The 24,616-nt window shown below is 33.6% G+C and carries 21 protein-coding genes and 2 pseudogenes; 15 read left to right on the top strand and 8 right to left on the bottom strand.

All coding sequences use genetic code 11. From position 1 onward, the window contains the following. Window positions 1-21 precede the first annotated feature (21 nt). The 12 genes from EDF66_RS06740 (at window position 22) to EDF66_RS06685 (ending at window position 12,518) form a co-directional block, all read left to right on the top strand. Window positions 22-1,587 (top strand): RagB/SusD family nutrient uptake outer membrane protein, encoded by a 1,566-nt coding sequence (locus tag EDF66_RS06740; RefSeq protein WP_207898502.1) that lies wholly within the window; start codon window positions 22-24, stop codon window positions 1,585-1,587. 17 nt (window positions 1,588-1,604) lie between these two features. Then, complete coding sequence (locus tag EDF66_RS06735; RefSeq protein ID WP_132841505.1) at window positions 1,605-2,750, top strand: SusE domain-containing protein; 1,146 nt, start codon at window positions 1,605-1,607, stop codon at window positions 2,748-2,750. 6 nt (window positions 2,751-2,756) lie between these two features. Then, window positions 2,757-3,893, top strand: coding sequence for a glycoside hydrolase family 76 protein (locus tag EDF66_RS06730; RefSeq protein WP_132841504.1), 1,137 nt, complete (start codon window positions 2,757-2,759; stop codon window positions 3,891-3,893). 5 nt (window positions 3,894-3,898) lie between these two features. Beyond that, window positions 3,899-5,101 (top strand): glycoside hydrolase family 76 protein, encoded by a 1,203-nt coding sequence (locus tag EDF66_RS06725; RefSeq protein ID WP_132841502.1) that lies wholly within the window; start codon window positions 3,899-3,901, stop codon window positions 5,099-5,101. A gap of 316 nt (window positions 5,102-5,417) precedes the next feature. Beyond that, window positions 5,418-6,566, top strand: coding sequence for a TlpA family protein disulfide reductase (locus EDF66_RS06720; RefSeq protein WP_132841500.1), 1,149 nt, complete (start codon window positions 5,418-5,420; stop codon window positions 6,564-6,566). Window positions 6,567-6,594: 28 nt separating this feature from the next. Further along, a complete protein-coding gene (locus tag EDF66_RS06715; RefSeq protein WP_132841498.1) occupies window positions 6,595-6,981 on the top strand; it encodes a hypothetical protein in 387 nt (128 codons plus the stop codon). Between the two features lie 23 nt (window positions 6,982-7,004). Then, on the top strand, window positions 7,005-7,436 hold the full coding sequence (locus tag EDF66_RS06710) for a GNAT family N-acetyltransferase (protein ID WP_132841497.1): 432 nt from the start codon (window positions 7,005-7,007) through the stop codon (window positions 7,434-7,436). 119 nt (window positions 7,437-7,555) lie between these two features. Further along, window positions 7,556-8,017 (top strand): hypothetical protein, encoded by a 462-nt coding sequence (locus tag EDF66_RS06705; protein WP_132841495.1) that lies wholly within the window; start codon window positions 7,556-7,558, stop codon window positions 8,015-8,017. 564 nt (window positions 8,018-8,581) lie between these two features. Next, complete coding sequence (locus EDF66_RS06700) at window positions 8,582-9,388, top strand: AraC family transcriptional regulator (protein ID WP_132841493.1); 807 nt, start codon at window positions 8,582-8,584, stop codon at window positions 9,386-9,388. Window positions 9,389-9,683: 295 nt separating this feature from the next. Next, complete coding sequence (locus tag EDF66_RS06695) at window positions 9,684-10,292, top strand: hypothetical protein (protein ID WP_132841492.1); 609 nt, start codon at window positions 9,684-9,686, stop codon at window positions 10,290-10,292. 125 nt (window positions 10,293-10,417) lie between these two features. Next, a complete protein-coding gene (locus EDF66_RS06690; RefSeq protein WP_243656003.1) occupies window positions 10,418-11,089 on the top strand; it encodes a formylglycine-generating enzyme family protein in 672 nt (223 codons plus the stop codon). A 613-nt stretch (window positions 11,090-11,702) separates the two neighbouring features. Beyond that, a complete protein-coding gene (locus EDF66_RS06685) occupies window positions 11,703-12,518 on the top strand; it encodes a hypothetical protein (protein ID WP_132841490.1) in 816 nt (271 codons plus the stop codon). A gap of 261 nt (window positions 12,519-12,779) precedes the next feature. Here the strand turns inward: EDF66_RS06685 and EDF66_RS26310 are convergent. Then, window positions 12,780-13,127, bottom strand: a pseudogene (locus tag EDF66_RS26310) (transposase); the annotation flags it as partial. A gap of 110 nt (window positions 13,128-13,237) precedes the next feature. On the opposite strand from EDF66_RS26310, the pseudogene EDF66_RS26305 reads away from it, so the two are divergent. After that, window positions 13,238-13,586 (top strand): annotated as a pseudogene (locus EDF66_RS26305) (IS66 family transposase); the annotation flags it as partial. 24 nt (window positions 13,587-13,610) lie between these two features. Here the strand turns inward: EDF66_RS26305 and EDF66_RS06670 are convergent. The 7 genes from EDF66_RS06670 to EDF66_RS06640 form a co-directional block, all read right to left on the bottom strand. Continuing rightward, window positions 13,611-14,381, bottom strand: coding sequence for a formyltransferase family protein (locus EDF66_RS06670; protein WP_132841486.1), 771 nt, complete (start codon window positions 14,379-14,381; stop codon window positions 13,611-13,613). Further along, on the bottom strand, window positions 14,378-15,574 hold the full coding sequence (locus EDF66_RS06665; protein ID WP_165902393.1) for a carbohydrate deacetylase: 1,197 nt from the start codon (window positions 15,572-15,574) through the stop codon (window positions 14,378-14,380). The genes EDF66_RS06670 and EDF66_RS06665 overlap by 4 nt, the downstream gene beginning before the upstream one ends. 92 nt (window positions 15,575-15,666) lie before the next feature. After that, window positions 15,667-16,605 carry a glycosyltransferase family 2 protein gene (locus tag EDF66_RS06660; protein WP_132841483.1) on the bottom strand — a complete coding sequence of 313 codons (939 nt, stop codon included), beginning with the start codon at window positions 16,603-16,605 and terminating at the stop codon, window positions 15,667-15,669. A gap of 137 nt (window positions 16,606-16,742) precedes the next feature. After that, on the bottom strand, window positions 16,743-17,261 hold the full coding sequence (locus EDF66_RS06655; RefSeq protein WP_132841481.1) for a hypothetical protein: 519 nt from the start codon (window positions 17,259-17,261) through the stop codon (window positions 16,743-16,745). A gap of 11 nt (window positions 17,262-17,272) precedes the next feature. Beyond that, window positions 17,273-18,493 carry a 6-bladed beta-propeller gene (locus EDF66_RS06650; protein ID WP_132841479.1) on the bottom strand — a complete coding sequence of 407 codons (1,221 nt, stop codon included), beginning with the start codon at window positions 18,491-18,493 and terminating at the stop codon, window positions 17,273-17,275. Then, window positions 18,490-19,671: a hypothetical protein gene (locus tag EDF66_RS06645; RefSeq protein ID WP_132841478.1), complete on the bottom strand. Its 1,182-nt coding sequence runs from the start codon at window positions 19,669-19,671 to the stop codon at window positions 18,490-18,492. The genes EDF66_RS06650 and EDF66_RS06645 overlap by 4 nt, the downstream gene beginning before the upstream one ends. 73 nt (window positions 19,672-19,744) lie before the next feature. After that, entirely contained in the window at window positions 19,745-20,401 is a 657-nt protein-coding gene (locus EDF66_RS06640; RefSeq protein ID WP_132841476.1) for a hypothetical protein, read from the bottom strand. A gap of 257 nt (window positions 20,402-20,658) precedes the next feature. Here EDF66_RS06640 and EDF66_RS06635 point away from each other — a divergent pair, with 257 nt between their 5' ends. Next, complete coding sequence (locus EDF66_RS06635) at window positions 20,659-21,840, top strand: hypothetical protein (RefSeq protein ID WP_132841474.1); 1,182 nt, start codon at window positions 20,659-20,661, stop codon at window positions 21,838-21,840. Between the two features lie 2 nt (window positions 21,841-21,842). Continuing rightward, on the top strand, window positions 21,843-24,614 hold the full coding sequence (locus EDF66_RS06630; protein ID WP_132841473.1) for a hypothetical protein: 2,772 nt from the start codon (window positions 21,843-21,845) through the stop codon (window positions 24,612-24,614). Window positions 24,615-24,616: the final 2 nt, after the last annotated feature.

Genomic DNA, 24,616 nt, shown 5'->3' with positions numbered 1-24,616 from the left:
TTCACAAGCTCTTGCAACAGCATGGATCCCGTCCTAACAAAAGAATTTACAGATGCCACCTATTGGGAATCTGCAGCCAATGCTGAACTGATGGTTAACATGGCTTACAATCAAATGTATTCTGCTGATAAAATGTGGAATGACGAAGCACTCAGTGACAATATCTACGAGGGACGTTCGGCAACCGACCAACGGCTGATCCGAAATGGTTTGGCTAATCCAAACATGCCACGTTTCGCCTCGGAGTGGTCCGATGCCTACGGTGGATTAAAGACCTGCCATGTATTTTTGGCCAATTTGGATCGTGTCCCTGATGGCAACGAAGCCTGGAAAAAAAGAAAATCAGCAGAAATCCGTTTTATACGCGCTTTCATTTACTTTCGTCTTGTCAACTTTTTCGGAGACGTACCATTTTTCACCTCCGATATTACCTTGGCAGAATCAGAAACAATCAAGAGAACCCCTAAAGCAACTATACTTGCCTTTATCCATGACGAGCTCTCCGCCATCAGCATGATGCTTCCAAATCGCAATGAATTGGCTTTAAGTGACCGCGGACGAATCACTAGAGGTGCGGCAATGGCCTTTCAAGCACGAGCATATCTATATGAGAGCAATTGGCAGAAGACAGCTGATTACTGCGACAGTCTGATGCAAAATCAGGGTGTCTACGGCACTTATGCCCTATTCAATAGCTATGAAGGTCTTTTTCAGCCCGCCAATGAATACAATCAAGAAGTCATCTTAGATTATGCTTATGTTCCGGGTAAAAAACAATGGAATAAACTTTACGATGCAGCCCCCCTATCTGCCGGTGCTCGCCTCAATGCCTATGCGCCACTTCAAAGTTTAGTCAATAACTACTTAACCACAAAGGGTATTCCGATAACAGAAGATGCTGCCTATTCGGACAACAATCCCTATGTTAATCGCGATCCCCGTATGTCGGCAACGATTGTCTTCCATGGTGGCCAATGGACCGACTTTAATGGAACGATACGTACCATCTATACAAAACCCGGTACAGGAAGCAACGATACCGAAAAAGCAGATGTATATATAAATGCTAGTGCAAATTCCTCCCCAACAGGTTATTATGTCAAGAAATATTATGATCCATCCGTAACCCAGGATTACAACTCAGGCCTCAATATCATTATGTTCCGTTATGCCGATGTCCTGTTGATGTATGCCGAGGCGCAGCATCAATTGGGTAAGATGGATGCCAGCGTCTGGAACCGTACAATCCGCCCCATCCGCGATAGAGCCAAATTTACAGCAGCATCAGCACTCGATTTCCCTACAGGAATAAGCGCGGCAGCACTTACTACCCTGATTCGTAATGAACGTCGAAGCGAGCTCGCACTGGAAGGCTTACGCTATTACGATATCGTACGCTGGAAAGCTGGAAAAACTTACTTAGACGGTACCGTCACCGGAGCAAAATTCGCCAATGGCAACTCGGATTATATCCGCCTTGATAACCGCAGGTTTGATGACAACAGAGATTATCTCTGGTCGGTGCCACGTGCCCAAATGGATCTGAACAAAAATTTGTTACCCAATAATCCGGGTTACGCAAACTAATTTAATCGCATAAAATCATGAAAAAAACAGCAATATTAATCTGGCTTGCCGCCGTTATAGCCACCTTAGGATCTTGTAAAACCGACAACATCGCGTATACAGATGTACAGGTCACAGCAGTCGACAACTTATTTGAACCTTTCGACAATAAAGCCGTTAAACTGGTAAGCGCAGCCTCGGCATCACTCTTCTTTGAATGGGAAGCGGCACTGACCGAAGACGGCGGGGCTCCACAATATGAAATCGCCTTTGATGTCGTAGGTGGAGATTTTTCAAAACCGCTCTATAAACTGACCTCAAACAATAAAGGCTATGCGACCAATGCCTATATCACCCATAAAGTGCTCAATTCAGTTGCTTCCCTTGCAGGAATCAATCCGGGAGAAAGTGGTGATGTACAATGGACGATTGTCACTTCCCGTGGTATCAACCGTGTTATTTCACCCGTAGTACGTAAACTCAAAATCTCAAGCCTCGAAGGATTTGCCGATATTCCAAACGAGCTGTATGCTACAGGAGAAGCTTCCGAAGGTGGAGCTGACATCGCCGCTGCCCTTGCTTTTAAACAGACAGCCACAGGTGAATTTGAAATCTACACCAAATTGGAAGCTGGTAAAAAATATGTTTTTGTAGATCGCAAAGATAACGATGCACGCCGCTTCTATTCAGACAACCAGGTCAAACTAAAAGAAGCAACCGAAGATCTCAGTATGGAAGTTACCAAAACTGCGGTATACCGCATCCAGGTAGATTTCAATGTAGCGACCATCAATTTTACTGAAATCAAATCGATCGGTCTTTGGTTTTCGCCAGATAATAAAATTATGTTCAACCTTCCTTACCAAGGCAAAGGTATCTGGTCAGGTACCGGGGTCATTGCTTTCAAGCAAGAAGGCTGGGGAAAAGATGAACGCTACAAATTTCAGTTGGAAACCGTGGCCAACAATAAAAGTGTGATCGAGCAGTTTGGGGCAAAAAATCCAACCGACAGCCGTCCAACACCTGCCAGTGATCCAGCATACTATTATATTAAATTGCTTAAAGCAGTTACCCAATGGGATGATAAATGGAAATTTGCAAGTGAAGTGGACGGCAAGTCGACAACGGTCAGCATCATTTTACAAGGAGATAAAGAGTACACCCATCAAGTCACCGTCAACTAACGCATTATGATGAAATCAATGTATATAGGACTGCTCGTCCTCAGCTTGTTCAGCCTCAACAGCTGCAGCAAGATCAACGATGAATATCAGTTCAACGACGAGCTGGATATCTCGTGGGATCAGATGGCGCAACAAACTTCAGATGAACTGATCAGCCAATTTTGGAACAACGAAGGCTATTTTAACTATGGAAGTGATGGCTCAGATCTAGGTTTCCAGTACTGGCCCAATGCACATGCCATGGATGTGGTCATCGATGCCTATCTCCGTACCCAGGACCCCAAATATAAAGACTACTTCGCCAAGTGGTTTGAAGGTGTCAAAAAGAAAAATGGCAATACGTTTGAAAATGTTTTCTATGATGATATGGAGTGGAATGCACTGACCATGCTGCGCCTTTTTGAGATCACAAAAGAGCAAAAGTATATGGATGCAGTTTTGCACCTCTGGAATGATATCTTAAAAGCGTGGAATACCGAATATGCCGGCGGCGGATTAGCCTGGCGCAAGGATATGCTTTATTCAAAAAATGCCTGTTCCAACGGACCTGCAAGTATCCTTGCCGCCCGGTTGTATAAACTCACAAAAGATGAGCAGTACCTGGATTGGGCCATCCGCATCTACGATTGGCAAAAAGAAACCCTTTTTGACAGGGCTACAGGTGCGGTATACGACAATATCAATGGCGAAACCGACGTCATCAATATGACTGCCCTCACCTATAACCAAGGGACATTTGTAGGAACAGCTGTGGAACTTTTTGATATTACGAAAGATCCTCTTTATATGAACGATGCACAAAAAGCATCCAATTATACGATGACCAAATGTATCGATGCCAGTAATAATGTCCTCCGCAATGAAGGAGATGGAGATGGAGCCCTGTTTAAGGGGATCTTTGTACGTTACTTTATTGAATATTTGAAAAGAGATGGTATTAACGAAGCCTTTCGGTCAAAATTTGAAAACTTCATTCGTAACAACGGAAAAGTAGCCTGGCAGCAAGGGCAAGATACGGGGATCCTACTTTTCAGCCCATCATGGACACAAAAACCACTCGGACAGACACAATTAACGAGCCAGTCCAGCGCTGCTATGCTTTTTGAAGGACTGGCATCATTTGAAAAATCAACTAAAAAATAACGAATATGATCAAGCAAATCGTTGGAACAGCAATAGCCCTGTTAATTACAACAGGGCTCTATGCACAACAAGCCAGTGAAAATACCGCTTATCAACGAGCGGTTAAAAGCCTGCAGATAATTGAAAAACTTTATGGTGTAGCAGATGGCCAGCATCTTTTCCGCGAAGTTTATCCTTTTGACCAGACTTACAATGCGAGCTATCTTGGAGATGGAGATAACAGCAAGAAATCAAACCCCTACTCCTATCTTTGGCCATTTTCAGGAAGCTTATCCGCTTACACAGCACTTCTTGAAAAATCAAATGATCCAGAGATCAAAAAGCATATAGACCAAGAGGTGCTTCCGGGACTTGAAAATTACTATGATAAACGTCAACCTGCAGCCTACGCCTCCTATGTAAATAGTGCGCCGACATCAGACCGCTTTTATGACGACAATATCTGGCTGGGTATTGACTTTGCTGACCTCTATTTGCAAAGTAAAAATCCTGCATATTTAGCAAAGTCAAAGGAAATCTGGACTTTTGTAGAAAGTGGTATGGATGACAAGCTCGGTGGTGGTATCTATTGGTGCGAACAACGAAAAGAATCTAAAAACACCTGTTCCAATGCTCCAGCGGTCGTTTATTTACTTAAATTATATGAAGCAACACAAGAAAAAAAATATCTTACGCAAGCCGTTACACTTTACAAGTGGACGATGAAAAATCTCGAGGATCCGGCCGATCACTTATATTGGGACAACATCAACCTGAAAGGGGAAATTCAGAAAACGAAATATCCCTACAATACAGGACAGATGATCCAAGCAGGTGCCTTGCTGTATAAGCTGACCAAAGAAGAAAAATATCTGAAAGATGCGCAGCTCTCAGCAAAATCAGCATTGGCTTATTTCTTCTATCCCGCAGGAAATGGAAAGGATAAAACTGCAAACTATCCTGTACTTAAAAAAAGCGACAATTGGTTTATCGCCATTATGCTGAGAGGATTTATTGAGCTTTACCACCAAGATAAAAACAGCCAATACATCCAAGCTTTTCATTCCAATTTGGAACATGCATGGAAAGCCATGCGAGACAAAAACGGCTTATTCGGAACAGAGTGGACTGCAGATGCAAAACCTTCTGATCAGAAATGGCTATTAAATCAATTTGCCCTTGCTGAAATGTATGCCCGTTTATCACAAGTGCCAGACACCCTAAAGTAAATATAACGGATATTCATGCTCTGCATTACAGCAAAAAGCCCGGTCGAAAGATTGGGCTTTTTGTTTTAATGAGACTCTTGTGGTAAATTAAGATGATATTTCACATAAAAACACTCCCATACAATACACCCCACCGGCACTTAAGCGTAGAAGCTTTTTACTGCTGTTAAAAATTTCTATAACAACTGTAACAATAGATTCATAATTCGAGAGTTTAACTAAAAAAAGCTAACTTCATCATATTACTGATCTTCTGGGCTGTATGTAAATTAAGAATTGATTAAGTAAAAAGATACGAATTAATTGAAGCTTCCATATGACAAATAAATTTCTCTTATTATTATCAACTTATCTTTTTGTAATTGTATTAATTTTTATTGATTGTTCCTCGAGTTTTTCTCAGACGGTACAAATAACCGGTAATAGCGAAATATCTGAAGGGAAAGTCATTATTTCTTTTCTTACAAAAAATGGATCGCAACTAGATTCAACACATTTAAGAAACGGAGTCTTCGAAAAGATCATTCCTAAGAGCATTAATGAAAAATATAACATCAGATATGACAAAAATGAGTCATCTTACGATTTTTATAGTTCCGAACATGTAACCCATCTTTATTTGGCAACGAATATTCCTGATTCAAAGGTGAAAAATCCATCCAATGCACAATTAGATCATATCCGATATAATGAACTATTCCTTGATCTTAGAAAAGAGATTGCGCTTACAAATCAACAGCTATCTCATTTTCAGAAAACAAAAGTGTATACAGGTTCTATTATCCATTTTTTAGCAAACAAAATGGACTCACTCGAAAATTTGAGAATAACCGCTACATTAGCCTATTATAAAAAATACCCTTTTTCATTAGCAGCATTAGAGAGCCTAGAGATTTTAATAAAGAGAAAATATGGAAGGGAACGTTACAAAGAGTTTAAACCATTATTTAATTCAAATAATAAAATTTTAAACAGCAACACTAATTATAAATCTATAAAACAATTTATCACCATTTTAGATGACTATCACATTCAAAATAGTGTCAAAAATTACACTGCACCTGATATTAACAGCGATATCATTCATGTTTACCAACTGGCTAAGGATAAGATCCTGTTAATTGATTTTTGGGCGAGCTGGTGTATTCCTTGTCGAGAAGAACATCCACAACTATTAGCATTAAGAGAAAAATATAAAGATAAATTTGAAGTATTATCCATATCCATTGATGAGGATCTTGTCAAGTGGAAGAAGGCTATTTCTGAAGACAAAATAGGCGTTTGGAAACACCTTTCTTATAAGTCAGGTAATCTACAAAATATCAGACGTGAACTCCTCGTCTTTTCTGTTCCGCTAAGATTACTGATAAATGAAAAGGGAGAAATTCTGAATAGATGGGAAGGATCCGACGAATTATTTATAAAAGAAATAGAACAAAAAATGCAGAAATTAATTGAGATTTAGCAAAAACAGATTATAGAACATGATATATATGAAAAAACTAACATTACTTGTCTTCTTATTGTCCATCACTACGATCATCTTTGGACAAGAGGTTGTAGAAACAAAAACTGCTACTGAAAATCCTGCTCAACATCAACAATATACTTATGCATATATTGTAATTAAAGGAAAATTTCTATCAAAAAAACTTAAGGTCAATGTTGATCTTGGTGAAACTGAAGAACAGCTTAAAGCTGGTAAAGAATATTCAGAGTTTCTAACGAATAAAACGTCATATGCCGCCATTCTTAATCATATGGTTGATAATGATTTTGAATTGGTTGAAACATTAGATTACACCACTGTAACTTCTGGTGATGGCGGTACATCTGGAATTGTATTTGTCATGAAAAAGAAGTCCGAAAAGAGAAAATAACCGTGATCTAAACTTTAAAAAATATGAATGACAAAAGTGTAGGGACAAAAGTTAAGGATATCAGTCATCACATGCTATTGAACAATGTCTTATTGAAATATATAGACATTACTGATACGATCAATATCCATAAACTACGCACAGACCCCGAGGTCAATAAATTTATGAAACGAGATCTAAACCAATCCCTCGAAGAGATTCAATTATTTATCAAAAAGCGGATGGATACAACTCATTATTTTACGATCAACATGAGAGATACTCAACAATTTGCAGGTACAATTACAATATGGAGGATCAATATTGAAAAAAAATCCGCAGAGCTGGGCTATGCACTGCTACTTGAATTTCAGGGCAAAGGTTTGATGAGTAGCACAATACAGCTGGTCCTAAACTATGCTATTTCTACTTTAAGCTCAACCATATCGAGGCAAAGACAGTTCGAAATAATATAAAGTCCCGTCAACTCCTAGAAAAGAATGGATTTATCCTATTGCATGATGTGATTGATGAAAATAACTCGGACAATGTGATTTATACATATAGCATGAAGCAAAACTGATTATAACTAAATATGAAATACCAATTTACATTACCGAACTTTCCGGAGTCAATCTTTGAAATGAAATATTCAACTTGGTTTGGTGAACAATCGTTATACAAAGACGATGTACCCATGGAGCGATCAACGGAAAAAGGAAAACCTTTTTTAATTCCGACTAAATCAGGAGAAATTTTAAAGGCTTATCCCAAAAAAGACTTTCCGAGTATTGTCCAAGCGCTAGAAATCGATCAGAACCAGCACAACATAGTAGAAAAACTGAAGTTGTACGATTTTGCTATTGCACTACTACCCTTCTGTTTGGTTTTTATTTTTAACGGTAAAAGGATCTTCATCGCAATTGCACTCGTAGCATTTCTAAACAATTTGGATATCCTAAGAACTAATAGCACGCAAAAGAATAAATATCTAAAAGTGATCGTTCAAACAGCGGTGATCACTGCACTTTATTTTGTAGCGATACAGTTGTTCTAAGTTTGATAGAGAGGCTACCTTAAGAGGAATGCTATAATACTTCTGCATTCGACAACTCATCAAAATAAGAGATGAAGAAGAATTCGCTCTTTTCCAATAGTCAATTTCTAAAAGAATATCATTCTAATAAACACGATCGGATCGCGCATAGTCTTTAGCAATGATTTAATTACGATGATGAGGACCTTCTATACACCGATATATGCGAGATAACCACCTACTAACATAAATACCACAAAGATAAAGAAAGCACGGATGATCACCGCTCTCGTATTGATTTCCTTTTTCATATTTCAAATATTTATTAAGTTTACTGCGCAACTACTAATGCACCGATTCCTGCTAAAAACACTGCTTTTCAATGATGTCTACAATCATTTTCCGTCAAACATTATATCGACAATCTGTACCTAAAGTTAATATATAAATAATTTAAACCCAAAAAAATCAGACCTATTTATAAAATAACACTTTGATTATTTAAGATAATTGTTGAATTTGGATCAAAACAAAAAACATTCATGTAGATAAAACAAATGGATTAAATGCATAACTATACTTAAAATGGGAAAGAAAAATATAGCTTTTTTTGAACAAGAGCACTTTAATAAAATAAAGGAATATAGATTTACTCCAGACCCATTTCTTCAAGAATATGTCAAAGAGTTTATGATAGTGGAAACTCCTGATTTAGTAAATTTAGAAACGCTTCCCAGCACATCAGTATCATTGAACTATATTTTGAATGGTGCAGTCACATTGAAGCAAAAAAATCAGGAGGTGATCAGTTTACCCAAAGCTTTCGCTTTTGGGATCGCCCGCACTTCACTCCATTTTGAATTCTCAAAGTGCACCACTTTATTTGTCATTATCTTTCATCCCGGGATGGCATCCGCATTGATTAATACCCCCATAAATGAGTTTTTTGAGACATTTATACCATTTGATAATTTTTTTAACCGGCATCAAATTTCCTGCTTAAATAAAATTTTCTCTAAAAAAAATGAATACGAACTGATGGTCGAAAATATAGAAAGGTTTCTGCTTGTGGAATTATTGTGTGCCCATACGGATGGCATTATTAAAGAAGCGATCCGTGAAATTATTGACTCCCAAGGTTCTATTCCGATCAAAAAACTATTAGGTCAACTGCAGATTAGTAGAGACTCATTTGAAAAAAAATTCAGAAAACAAGTTGGCACTTCACCAAAACAGTTTTCAAACATTGTGAGATTTAGAAATTTATTCGAAAATGATCACAAGAAAACGACTTTAACTGCAATCGGGTTAAATGCAGGATACTATGACCAGTCTCACTTTATAAAAGATTTTAAAGCAATCACGGGCAAAAAACCATCATCCTTTTTATAATTTTTAATCCGTACTTTACTTCATCAAGATTAATAAATCTTGATTGGTATCCACTCCACTTTCCGTACTGTTCCATTAAAATGGATATGCCCCCTCTCCCTTACGAACTCGACATGGTGTTCCCTACGCTTATTCTAACCTGTCAGCTATAAAAAATGATATTTTACAATTTTACACTACTGCAATTTTCGTTCTTTGTTTTGTCGGCCTCCATGTTGTGCACACAGCCTAAGCTGGAAAATAGATCAATTATTAAGGATAACTAAAAATAAACAAAAACGAAATTCAATTTAAGATGAAAAAAACAACTCAGTTAATCGTCGGATTTTATGCAGGAATAGTAACGGTTGCTTTTCTAATGCTTTTTTACTCGTTCAATAAATTACATCAAAAGTTTGATGAGATTACAGTCAAACGGATCAATATCGTTGATGATAAAGGTGTAAATAGGATGATTATTTCCAACCAAGAAAGGATGGAGCCTCCGATTTTATTCGGAAAAAAATACAAACGCGCATTAAATCCTGCAGGTATCATATTTTATAATGAAAAAGGAGATGAATGCGGCGGATTAGCGATTTCAAAAAATCCGGAAACCAATACTTACGCTTTAGCTTTTGACTATGACAATGCGGATGCAATTGGAATTTTAACACAGCAAAGTAATAAAAACAATCACTATAAATCAGGTATTGTCATCAATGATAAGGATCTTTCTGGTAAAATTGGTGGAAATACGAATAGAATTAATTTAATGACTGACAATGGAAATTCAGGTTTAGTCATTAATGGTCCAGATGAAAAACCACGTATCATCATATCGGTTGACAGTCTGGGCAATCCTCTGTTTAAAATCCTGAATAACGAAGGTAAATTAATTAAAGAAATCAATTCTTCTGAGTAAGTTGTCCTGCTTATACTAAAAATACTATTTTTGATACATACAGCGGGAAACAGATTAATTTTGTAAGTTCGATGTCTGAAGCGATAAGAAAATAAATGGGCGAATTGAATTGAAGCAGCATGGCAATGAAATCAATTTTTTTGGAACAGATGGTGGAGATACCAAGTGGACAGATTGCGTTACGCGATGACAGAACAAAAGAGAAGTGGACGGTAAACATTCAACCATTTCTGCTTCTCAAATTTCCTGTAACGCAGGAACTGTATGTTGAAGTCACCCATACTAACCCAAGTACTTATATCGGAAATTCCCTTCCTGTTGAAACCGTAACATTCAAAGACGCTGTGATTTTTTGCAACAAGCTCTCTTCTCTAAACAAATTAGAACCATATTATAAAATTAACGCTGAAAATGAAGAAATAACCTCTGATGAAACAGCAGCCGGATTTCGTTTACCAACAGAAGCAGAATGGGAGTATGCCTGTAAAGCAGGAACAACAGGAGTTAGATATGGCGAATTAGAATCTATTGCATGGTATAAGGACAATTCAGAGCATAAAACTCAAAATGTAGGTCAAAAGGCACCAAATCCTTGGGGGCTTTACGATATGTTGGGCAATGTATGGGAATGGTGCTCTGATCTATACGATACCAAGGTATATGGGTCCTACCGTATTTTCCGAGGTGGCGGTTTTTGTGATACAGAAAGGAGCGTAATGGCAACGACACGTAGAAGAAGTCATCCGTCAAAATTTAAAATTGACGACCTCGGATTTAGAATTGCGAAAAACAAATAAACTAAAACCATTATTACATAAAAAGCATTAAAAAATTTTTTTTCATGAACCTTTTTATGAGACAGTTGTTTTATTATTGAAAACTATAGCAAACCTGCTTTTAATAAAGCAGAAAATAAATCGACGTAGTACAGTAGAAAATCCAAATGCACCCAAAACTTTTGGATGACGAAACAAAAAAGAGGAAACGATAAGAAACATAAAAAAATTACTGTACATCAAAACGTCAAGATAAAGGGTCTAATGAAAATTAGGCCCTTTTGACTTTAAAGATCGATCCAATTCGAATAAAATCCATTAAGTAGACAAAAATGGATTATTTTAGTGCAGTATATTTTTTGAGAAGCTAAAAGAATTGTACTTAATAACTAGCATTTATATACTGAAAACTATATCTTTAAAAACTATATACATTATTACATAATAAAGCGCCATTTATTAAACCAACTTTTTTAATACCTCAATGAAAAAATACCTTTTCCTGATATTTTTAACTATATTCCTATTCATCGCTTATAAATTTATAGCACAGAACATGAGCCCAAAGAGGTTCGAATATCAAATACCTTTAATTCAATCCAGCACTTCTTCAAAAATATTAATACCTGTGACCATGAAAGATTCAACCTATCTCTTTCTTTGGGATACTGGTTCTGAAGCTTCTATGATATTAAAAAATCAGGTTAAACTTAGAAATATACCGATAGAGATGTTAGCAAAAAAGGGAACAGATACAGTAACCCACGTGAGAGTAATTCTATTTGTTGATACAGAAGTAGCCACTATGGATTATGCAAAAATTGGTGGTTTTCAGATTCCCCCACAAGAAATACGAGTTAATCAATATTCTAAATTAAAAGATCGGCATAAGCCCGAGATAGTAGGGCTTATCGGACAGGATATCATTTCCACTTTACACTGGAAGTTTGATTTTCAAAAGAAAATTATCAAAATATCTAACCTTGAATTTCCTGAGGAAAAATCAGAAGAAAAATCATTTGTTTTACCAATTATCAATGTTATAAAAAATTCTAAAATCCCATTCTTTAAATTAAAATTTGGCAAGGAAATGGAAGATAATTTTTTATTTGATACCGGTATGGCGGACGGCATTATTATAAATTCTATTGATACTTTTAGTGTAAATCCTGCTTTAGTGATTAATAAGAACAAAAATAACTTTGAATTTATATCCAAAAGAACCATTGATCTCGAAGATCAAAGTAAAAATAAAATTCATAAGAAGTTTAAAACACTAGACACTTTGGTTATAAACAATCACCTATTCAAAGATTTTGTTATCAGCGAAGAACATCTGATGGATTTTAATTTTTGTACTTTCCGTTTTGTAGAAATGTTCTCAAAAATGTACTATAACCCAGAAGAGAAGAGGGTAACATTTGTACCAAAACAAGATGGTAATAAATAATAATATCGTATCTATTTAAAATAAAAAGGGGATAGTGAAAAACTCCCCCCTTTAGATTAGATATTGCTCTAATAGATAACCTATTTACTTATTACGGAGAAAAAACAGTTAGTCACTTTTGCGCCGTCGCACCCTGCCAAGCAATTTACTGGTCACAAAGCTCACCACAGTACCAACATGGATTGCAATGCATTTACGGAATTATCCACTATAGTTGAGCAACGGATTCTCTTCCCATCAAACAGTGCGTCGGAGAAAAAGTCCATAACGCACTCGAGTCTCCGCAATATCTCGTATTCTTAAACGTAGGGAAGTATCTGCACGCTTACAACTTTTGTAATACCAAATACTTTTTTTTAATACGTCCTGCAACATCTGCTTATCCAAGCTCAGATCTGCAACAAGTTAAGAAACTTGTGCATCCTCCTCCTCTAACTGACATAACTTTCGTAGTTCAGAAACCCCCAAACCACCCTTTTTCTTCTTCCAATTGTAGAATGTTGCCTCGCTGATACCCAGCTTGCGACATACTTCCTTCACTCGGGTCCCGGTCTCGGACTGCTTGATATCAAAGGCAATCTGTGCCTCGGTAAACTTCGATCTTTTCATCGTTTTTCCTCTTATTTAAAATTAGTAATTCTGATCCGAATTCTATACTTTTAAAATGCCAAGTTTTTAGGAAGAAATCAAGAACAGGGAAGTTAACCATAACAGCTACACTTCCAAAAAGCAAGATCGGAAAAGCCATGCCTTATACCTATGCAAGATGGGATGCTTTATCTGCTTATCTTTACCATGGAAATCTGCTCATCGACAATAATCTTTTCGAAAATGCAATCAGACCAATTGCAATCGAACGTAAAAACTAACCGCTTTGCAGGAAGCCATGAAATGGCACAGCGTGCAGCAATGATCTATTCATTCTTTGTTATCTGCAAAAACATGAGATCAATCCTTTCAATTGGCTAAAGCATAGCTTGCAGAACATAGCATGCATAAACCACAAAAACTTAAAAAAATCTATTCCCCCAGAAACATAAACTAATCATCGAAAAATCAAATATGTAGTTCCTTAGCTGGATACGTAAACTCTTAAATAAACCTCTTACCATTATTGCGAAATTCCCTCCACTGTTTTTTAGTTGGAAATTTATAGTAAGAAATATCAGGAGTATCAATATTCTCAACTGTATTTGATGACAATGCTTTCATTGCACGAATACAGACAATTGTACTCAGCTCGAAACATTTTTGATAAAGTGTATCTACGGTATCAGATGGAAGAACTTCTATTTTTTCCTGAGAAATCACCTTCCCTTCATCTATCCCTCTTGTCATTAAATGGACAGATACACCAACAAATTTCTCATTATTACGCAAAGCCTGAAAAACTGGCCATAATCCACCATACGATGGTAGCAATGAACTGTGTCTATTAATACAGTATTTTGCGATATTTAATACTTCATCCTTAAAGTATAGAGAGTTAGAACTAAGGATAACATCAGGCAAATAATTCTTTATTTTATCTAAATACTGTCTCTCATTAATGTTATCTTTAACATAAAAAAATGGTATGTTATAAAATTTTAATACAGTTTTTACACTATAAAATTTATTTTTATTATGCACACATATTTTATTAAATAACCAATATTTAATCTTTTTAAAACCTAATTTGAGAATTTCTGAAGGAAATAGATACCCCATATTACGAATTAAATAACGTTCAATATTGTTTTTTCTTGGTACCTTTACTACTAATGCGCAACCAACAAAGACAAATTCTGAATTTTGAAGTAAGCTATTAATAAAATTTGGTTGGTAAAAATTCGTTTCGTCAATCACTAAAAAAACTTTCATAACCTATTTACTATGTGAAATGTATTTAGTAAGCACTTGTATTCCTTTGAAAATAGCATCTCCTTTTCTTTTATTCTTTGAAAATTTGAGTAATAATCGATAAAAATATTATTTTTTGTCCACTCAATATTATTTCTATCATTTACAAATCCTGGATGAAATAATATTTCTACAATCATATTTTGTTTTTTTCTTGATAGTGAATCTACTGCATTAGTTAGTGAAGAAACACTCATAGAGCCTGTAGACAAAATACCAATCAAATAATCATTATGTTTAAAACCCTCCTTTTTTATTTTTCTAATTTGAATTTCTGAAAGAATATTTAAAACTAAATGCTTAATTAGATTCGAAGAAAAATAATCTCTAAGTCCCGCTCCAAAGTAAAATTTTTCCCTTGGCAAGCGAATTGATTTAATGTTATATTGTTTTTTTAATTGAATGATAATATTCAGAATAAATGGGATCATATGAATATGTGTATGTCCATCTATATGTATTTCTTTATTCTTGGTAAGTTCTTGGTACTTCTTTAATTGACTTTCTATTTCTATTTTTACTTCATTTCGAAGTATTTTTTTGTTCTTGTTACTTGAAAAATAATAGCGCAAAGTATAAGTAAAAAAAGATGATTTGAATTCACCATTCTCATTTAGTAAACTACTTACGGCCAATTTATTAGAAATTGGTTTCCCTTCAACTAAATTGATATGAAATGCATACGTTAATGCTGTAGAATGTTTACTGAGTTCATCCTGAAGAAAAGTATTTGTATTGCAAATCATACTAACTCTGGATATCGATCCATTACTAACACAATCTAAAATATTTTGCGATATTTCTGTTGCCACCCCAAAATCGTCAGCGTGGGGAATTATTGTTATTCGATCAGCACCATTCGTTGTAATTTTAGAAGTGATTTTGAATACAAAAAGTTTTAATACAAAAAAATTCAAAATAGAGCTTAGTATAGTTGTTATGAAATGATTAGAAAAATCAGTAAATGCGTAGTGACTTACTATTAAAAAAAATAAAAAGTGAAAAGCAAAATAAAACAATGTTGCTACAATAAACCTAATAAACTTTTCCTTAGCATAGATATTAGAAAATGGGAAACAATAGATACAATTAATAAAGAAGGAAAAGGGAATAGTAAGTAAATGTGAAATTACGGATAATAAAAGTCTGTCCATATAGTTACTTAAGAAGTAATGTAACAATTCATAAATACATAAATTATATATAAATGTAATAGCATTGAATAAATAGTATTTAAGTAACAGTCTCATTCTATAATTTCGTCAATATGATAATGTGGACGGCCTTTAGTTTCCTTGTAAATTTTAGCAATGTATTCTCCCAATATACCAAGGGAAAGTATTTGAATTCCACCTAAAAAGTATAATGGCAATGTGATAGAGGCCCAGCCGGGCACGGATTCTCCAGTTAAAAACACAAACAACACATTGACACTCAGTATTATACAAACTAAGAATATTATCAATCCAATTATTGTAATTATACGAATTGGGGCAGTACTAAATGAAGTTATTCCGTGAATTGCCAGGGACAACATTTTTGTAAGATTATATTTACTTTTCCCCTTCTTTCTACGCCCTTGTGTATATTCAACTGTTATTAACTTTAAATTAATAACAGTAAATATCCCCCTTAAGAATAGGTTATATTCTTGATATTTATTAAGTTCACAAAGGGCACGATTTGACAACATCCTAAAATCAGCATGATCTTTGACTAAATTTACGCCAAAAACACCCATTAATTTATAAAAAAACTGCGCTGTAATTTTTTTGAAAAATGTATCAGTATCCCTATTTTTTCTAACCCCGCAAACAATGTGGTATCCCTTTTGAAATTTTAATATCATTTTCTCAATAACAGAAAGATCATCTTGCAAATCGGCATCTATACTTATGCAACAATCTGCCTTATTAAAAACATATTGCAATCCTGCTAATAAAGCATATTGATGACCTTTATTTGCAGATAATTTCAGAATTTTCATATTATCAGTTTTACACTGTTTCAAAATAGAAAATGTATCGTCATTACTTCCATCGTCAACAAATAGCAAAAAACTTTCAGGAGAAATTAAACTAGATTTGATATGAGTAGTAAGTAAATTAGTAAGTATATTGATCGTATCTAAGATTGCCTCTGCTTCATTAAAACAAGGAATTACTAGGGCTATTTTTGTATTCATATGATTAGACTTATTATGAAAATTTCGGTAGAATGAGGAATAATTAACATTTCCAATACATAAATTGTAAAAGCACTTGTCCTATCAAAAAAAACATTTTATAAACACACACACCAGGTTTATAATTTATTATTTAATTAATTCGTTCCTGTACCTGTACCGGTACCACCTGAACCTGGACCACCTGAACCTGGACCACTTTCATCCACAATAGGGCCATTATATGTCGCAGCATTAAATACTTCATCACTTGGACATTCGCCACCAGCAATAGCAATTGTCTTACAAATTAGTAAATTATTATTCTCTTTAGGGGCCTTACAAGTTTGCACAGTTGCTTTCATAGTAGCTTCTTTGTATTCATACTTCACATCAAATACACCCCCCGTTTTTTTTGTAACCACTCCAATTACCCGCCAACGACAAGTTGCACATACTTGGTCAGGATAGGTCTTATCAATTATTGCATTAGAATTTTCTACTATCTGCGTAGTGCATTTTACTCCAGACGAATTTGTTTCGGTCTCGTCACGCGTAGCACCCGAGGTTCCCGTGGTACTCGCATTACTATCTAAAATATTATATGGATTTATAAAAAAATGAATAAAAACAGAAATACCTAGTAATACAACAAAATATTTTTTAAAAATTTTCATAAAAAGAATTATTAAGGGTGTGTGTGTTTAAAATTGAAAGCAACCAATACTGGATTTGACATCAAGTTACTATTAACATAAAAATTATTTAGGATAGGATCTTCAGCAAGATATTTATCCTTAAATGGCATTTGATTCAATAATGAAAAAAAATCTGAACTACTATAATAAGAATAGAAATACATTTGATCAGCCCCTATAACCTCTTGATTTATTGGAGGTATAGCATAAAAGAGATCAGAAGTATAGGTAATCTTTTCAATAATTTGTGGCTTCTGGTTTGTATTACTAATCACATGCAAATTTTTCCTTAAATTGCCTATTGTGAAGAGCGTAGAATTTAGCGTGGAATAGATTGATGAAATATCATAAAATAAGTCCGGATCACTTTTTAAAATTTTATTTCTTTTTCCTAAGTATTTCATATCCAAAAGAAAATCTTCAGGAATTTCTTTATATCCGATGCTCTTTAAATCTATCTTAGTGGAGGCAATATTATAATCTTTATTCAGTGAATAATATGATAGACTTCCTGGAATGGCAAAAGTGAGAGTGTGATCAAAACTTTTATAGATAGATTTCTTTTTATCATAAATATCAGTCTTGTATATAGCATTAGTTACATATTCAAACAATTTATGTGTTGTTTTCCCTTTTTTTATGTCAACTATTTCAATTAATGTATCCGTACTATCCTTTACTTGCGTTTTTAATGAATTTTTATAATTCTTCACAAATAATATATTATCTCCAAAACCATAGAAATAATTATAATCAAAGGTTGGAGTATAATTCCCAACAATTTTTCCATCTAAGTTAAAAAATAGAATCTCAGAAAAATTAGAAGGTTTAACCAAAAATATTTTCTTTACTTCGTTAAAAGATATTTCTGAAAAAATCATTTTAGATGTATTGATTTTGTTATCAAAATCACGAATATATTTTCCGTCCTTATTGAATACTAAAATTCGATTTGAAGATTTATCCAAAATAATGAAATTGTCATCTGTGATGATAATATCATCTATATTCGCCACCAAGCAATGGCGAGCTGTTTCCAGCGGAATTAATTTAACTTCGTTAAATAAATCTTTTGCTTTTAAATTTACATCTGGTGCACTTAAAGTGAGATAAGAATCATTTTTTGAAATGACTTTCATCGAATTTTTATTCTGACAAGATTGCGCTAAAATGCATACTAGCACAAGGTGCATTAATAATAGATTTTTCATTTTATATTTAGGTTTATCCAATTTTCTACTAAAATATTTGAATAACAGGAAAAGAAGATTAAAAATGCGATTGAAATTAAATATCTATATTTCTGTAAACGAATATTATCAGCTATAACCAATTTGGTCAGGAAAGGCAATAAAAATAACAGAGGCTGGTACATGTAACGATCAGCGCAGATTGTTTTTCTATACATTGGCACAATATGAAGGGATAGGGAAATTAATATGATTGAAACCAATACCAGATAAAAATATTTATTTTTATAAAATTTCGAAATTATTAAGAATGAGAGTGAAATAATAAATACAACAATAAAAAAAATACTTTGCCAAGGTAAATTTTGGCCTGGAATAATAGGAAAAGGATAATGATAGTGCAGATTGGATGGTAATATAGCATTATAGAGGTACCAAAATATTGAATAAAAAGATAAAGAAATTCTTTCCACATACGAAAACTCAACAAGATCCATAACCGTTTTATTAATATTAAGCGTAATTACGGCAAATATTACGCTAAAGGCAAAATATATTATATATTCAATCACATTTACCTTTTGTTTAAAAAACATTAAGTCCAATACTAAATATACCACAGGAAACAAAATTGATTGTTCTTTAATAAAACAAGCCATTACTAAACATAGAGAAACAAAAAAAGTCCTTCTCCATGATTTTTTTATTTTTAAAAAGAATAAAAGCGACAATAATAAGCATGTAGTACTTAAAACGACTTTAGATGCAGAAATCCAAATTACTGATTCAACATTTAGTGGATGTATTAACCATAATAAGCTAACTATTAAAACAAGAAAATTGTCCTGTTTCAACTCAGGAATTAAAATTGGAATGATTAAATACAATAATAAAAAATTAAAAAAATGAAAAGCAATTGAGAAAAAATGAAAATAGAATGGATTAAAACCATCAATTTCGTAGATAAGAGCATAATATATTGTGTTGATAGGGGAATACTGAATATCATTTATTTGCATAAAAACCTTTTTGAAATACCAGTAGCTTAAATCAAATTGAGTAACTAAAATATTATCAAGTAACATCCAGTCATCATCAGGTTTGCTGAACCATACCGATGTAAAATGGCTATAAACACCTACTAAAAGTAGTAATGGCACAAGAAAATACAATAATTTGTTATTAAATAATTTAGTCATAAGCTTTCGTTTATAATCTTACTCTAACTCAGAAAGTATGTGGAACAATATATTGGAAAATTTATCATACTTCTCAGCTACCAGTTTTAGTTTGATCAAATTTTCTCAATAAAAATGTCAAATAATTTTTTGTAAAATCAGGTTTGTTTTCGTCTGGTATATAGATATTATCAGTTTCTCCTAAAGCATTTAGTGAAAAGAAAAATGGCATTCCTTTACCTTCAACTGGAATATTCAGAAAATTTCCTTTAACATAGTTTTCACTTTCAGGTGAAATAATATAAGCAGGAACAAGTGTATTAATATCATTAAATTTAATATCAAAATTCCTAAAACTATCACCGTCATAAATTATTGCAAATTTCGCAGCCTGAACATCTTTTGGAAATGAGTTAATAACATTAAAGATACGTTGAATACATACACTACAATCTAAAGAAGAAAATCTGAAAATTATTCTATTATCAAAGTATAATAATAATTGATTAAGAGTCAAATTTTCATTTTTAAGATTTATTAATTCTGCATTTTTATCCACTGCGACTCCTTCGTTTTGGGTTATTAATGACCCAAAATTGGCACTTAAGAGGTCTTGAGAAGCACTATTTGATTTATTATTTAGCTTATAAGTATTACTGGAACCTTTATAGTAATTATATAAAATTACACTATTTGATATAATTAAGATAATTATAATATAAATCAAACGATTATTCAGATTGATATTCATACTCTATAGTCTATTAATTTTAATTAACAAATACGTAGTTAATTTTCTGGTTAGTTTTATTACACATCATAAGAGGCTGTGTAATATTCCCTGAAGTAAAACATAATAATCCACAGATCAAAATATAAAATTAAATCAATCGATTGCGTAAAATAATTTTAATATTTTGTAAAAAAATCTCATTTTGTTTGTATTTTAGAGTACTAATTATAATTTCCAAATTCATTAATTTAAAACCACTTAACCTATTTATTAAAATGAATATCTTTTATATTATTAAGCCTATCATCTTACTTTATATATTTTTTCATTCATTTACCGTAAAGGGACAAAAATTACTCTACTCATCTGAAGTACCGGTTGAAGAAGTAAGAATTTCTCCAAAACATGCTTCCGGAGGATTAGTACGGGATAAAATTTCTAACTTACATTACATTCCAATTTCATCGGTTAAAAAAGAAGATATAATAAATTTCATTAACAAAATGTGCATTACAGATAGTACACTTGCAGTTCTTTCCAATGCCAATAATAAATTCCAATTAATCAATACTTCAGGAAAGATTACTAAAACTTTTCTGGCCAGTGATTTTAAAATACCCCATTCTGAGCCTATCCAAAACATGATCAGTGAAGATGGAGGATTTACTTTGAGTTTAATCCATTATGTTGTTAAAATCAATAACCAGGGACAATATAATGTTATTGAACTTCCGAAAGAAACACAACAATCGGATAATTCTATAAAGATCAATAAAACAATCTGGTCGTATTTCAGTCCAGACAACGTGATTGAGAGGAAATCGCTAACCGCAATACAGATGAATGACACACCCGTCATAGCCTACAAAGACTTTAATCCACTTTCGTATTCCAATAATCTGGACAGGAATCTATCACAAGTCGATAGTAAAACAAAAAAATGCTTTGCTTTTTTCACAAATAACTACGAACTGTTTGAACTAGACGAACATGGTTTACAAAAAGTATATAAATTTATTTTTCCCAAAGATATATCAGTAGACACTGCTAAATTATACAGCTTAAAGGACAAAGATGAAGCAGATAGGTTTATGGAAGAGAGTAAAGATAAGCTATTGGGTTTTAATCAAGTACTACCATACAAAGATTATCTACTGCTGCAATTAAAATCTTATGCGGGAGATCATACATGGATTGCTATCAATAAGACCAACAAAGAAGTTCTGAACATCAAAAATATACTTCCTGACTCTACTAACGATTACCTACCTATCATGGGATGGAATGATATCTTGCTAACCGATGGAGAATACCTATACAGTGTCTTATATCCAAATGAGGTTAGTGCTGCAAGAAATAAATCGGAGGAAGAGAAACATCAAATGAAGAGAGAAAATGCTAACCTCATAAAATCCAACAATCCTATTTTAGTAAAGTTTAAACTGAAAGTGTTTTAGGTATGTTAAAATTGATTGTCACCCTTTTGCTTACTTTTTGTGTGGTAGAACTTTTTTCACAGTCCATCAAAGGAGTGATAATAGATTCTGCTCATACAACATTTTTGCAGGCTACTTCAATTTCAGTTTTTGAAAAAGGTGAAATCAAGGTGAGTAAAGTGGGGCTCTCGGATCGATATGGTAAATTTATTCTTACCAACTTACCTATTCATAAAGATCTTTCGATAGAATTGACTCATCAGGGATATAAAAAAGTAATTAAGACATTACGTTTGTCTCCTAACTCTGAAATAGATTTCGGGCATATTAATCTCCCAATGAAAGACAACAAGTTAGACACCATAGATATTTTGCCTCCAGTACGGATGAATGGCGATACACTTGAATTCAATGCTGATGCATTTAAATTAGACAGTAATGCAGTTATTCAAGACTTACTTTATAAGCTGCCAGGCCTTATGCTGTGGGGAGATGATAAAATCACTTACAATGGGAAAGAGCTGCAAAATGTCTGGGTAAATGGAAAGCCATTTTTCGGCAGTGACAAATCCATCGCGCTACAAAATATTGCTAAAGATGCTGTTAAAAAAATACAAGTATATGACAGCAGAGAAAAAAATCAACAGCTTGAAAATCCAGATGATAAAAATTATGCTATGAATGTAGTACTTAAAGAAGGTCGTGAGAAGATGATATTTGGAAATTTAACGGGGGGATATGGTACAGACAAAAGACATGATAGCTATCTCACGACAAATTATGCAGATAAAATGAGGCAAGCGACTCTTGCCTTTTCCAAAAATAATAACAATAAGAATATCTTTAACTTGACGCAATTATTAAAAAATACCACATTTAAGGGAGTAGGCTTGCAAAATGATTTTAGTTCCGACTTTTTGAGTCCAGGGATTACGCAACAAACTGTCGCAGGAGCTAGATATCAACATGATTTTATGCAGACTAATCAGACCAATAGAAGTAATATCTTAATTTCCGATTTATTTTATAACCATAGTACGGTTGATATCAGTGATTCTTCTTTAACCAAATTATTTACAGAACCAATAAAAGAAAACAACACACGCTCTTCTCTTAATGTATATACAAATGAGACGCAACAACTAGATGGTAATTTTAATCATCAATTTTCTGATGTATTCAACAAAAGACCCATTACCATCAACAGTAATCTAGATTTTTTTCAAAAAGAAAATTCTTCAGACGGTAACTCAGCAACCGAATACAATTATGAATATAACAAAACTAAAAATCTCGAATATCGGAAGTCAAACAGTAATACGAATTACATTAACTTTCAGACTGCAATAAATCTGCTCAACAAAGTATCCACCGATAAAAGTATCAAACATTTTAAAAATATTTTAAATCGAGTTAATTTAAATCTATATTATCAAATTAACAGAAGAACTGGTCATGATAATGATGAAATAGGCAGCAATTTTACGAACTACATAGATTCCTCATTTAATAGATATCTTCTTCGCAGCTACTCCAAAAATAATGAAGAAAACAATAATATATTAAAATTAGATCTAAGTTTCAAAAATTTTAGTTTCAGACAAAGCTTAAACTTCCAGCATTCAGAGCAGAACAATGTGGTAATGGACAACAATAAGGTACTTGTTGATTCCTTGACGCACCAATCTAAATTTAGACGATTTATATACGTACCCACATTGACATATCGCCATTCCCTTTACGCTAATAACCTTATGGGAAGGAAAAATAGTCAAATGAACTTGAACATAAATTTCGGAGCTCGTTGGCAAAATGAAAAAAACAATTCTTCGTTAGCTTTCAGAAACTTAAGCCAATTTTTTTTCACGATTCTGCCTGAAATAGGTTTGGAACAAATTTTTTCACGTGTCAATTTTTATCAGCAAAAAGCTAGTATTTCTTATAAATATGAGGAAGAATATCCCGAGCTTGATAGATTACGACCTTTTTATGATGATATAAACCCCAGCTACCGTTACTATGGAGCAAAAAGTTTAAAGAAAGTAAACAAACATATCCTATCAGCTTTATTTAGTTTTTCTCAATATAAACAACATGGTTATATCATTTCCTTATCACCATCATTGAGATTTATCCAAAATGGATTCGCGGATAGTATTCTGAACAAACCCAATCAGATTCAATATTATTCCATTCAGAATACTAAACCAACATATTTACTCAATTTAGGTTACAATTTGGAAAAAGCATTTTTACTACGCAAAGACCAAAATATCAGCTTAAATCTTAAAGGTAATGTAAACAGCGGAAATAATTTTCAGTACACGGATGGAACAAATCGGGAAATCAGTACGTTTTCAAGTAATTTAAACCTTAATTGTTATTACACCAGTCTGAATAACATTATCTTTGGTTTTATTAATACATGGAATTACAGCAAGCAAAATAACAAAGAAGATGATCTTGTATATTATGCATCCCACTTCGTTAGTACTGGTTTAAGTACTACCCTGGCCCTATCCAAAAATTGGAGCATCAATAGTAATGCCAGCAGTCGATATACTTCATCAACTTTTTCAAGCGACCGTATGGTGATCTGGAATGCAAACACATCGTTTAGAATGTTAAAAGGAAGTAATTTGGAACTTAAAGTGTCGGCATATGATCTATTGAAACAGAATAAAGGAATATATTTTCGCAACAGCAATTCCGAATTTACTACGGGATACTTAAATAACTTAAGACAATATTTTATGTTTTCCCTATCTTATTATCCAAGAAAATTTGGTTTATAAAG

This window comes from Sphingobacterium sp. JUb20 (assembly GCF_004342035.1).
Taxonomy (GTDB): Bacteria; Bacteroidota; Bacteroidia; order Sphingobacteriales; family Sphingobacteriaceae; genus Sphingobacterium; species Sphingobacterium anhuiense.
Note: the sequence above shows the minus strand (reverse complement) of the source record. Positions and strands in the feature narration are given on the sequence as shown.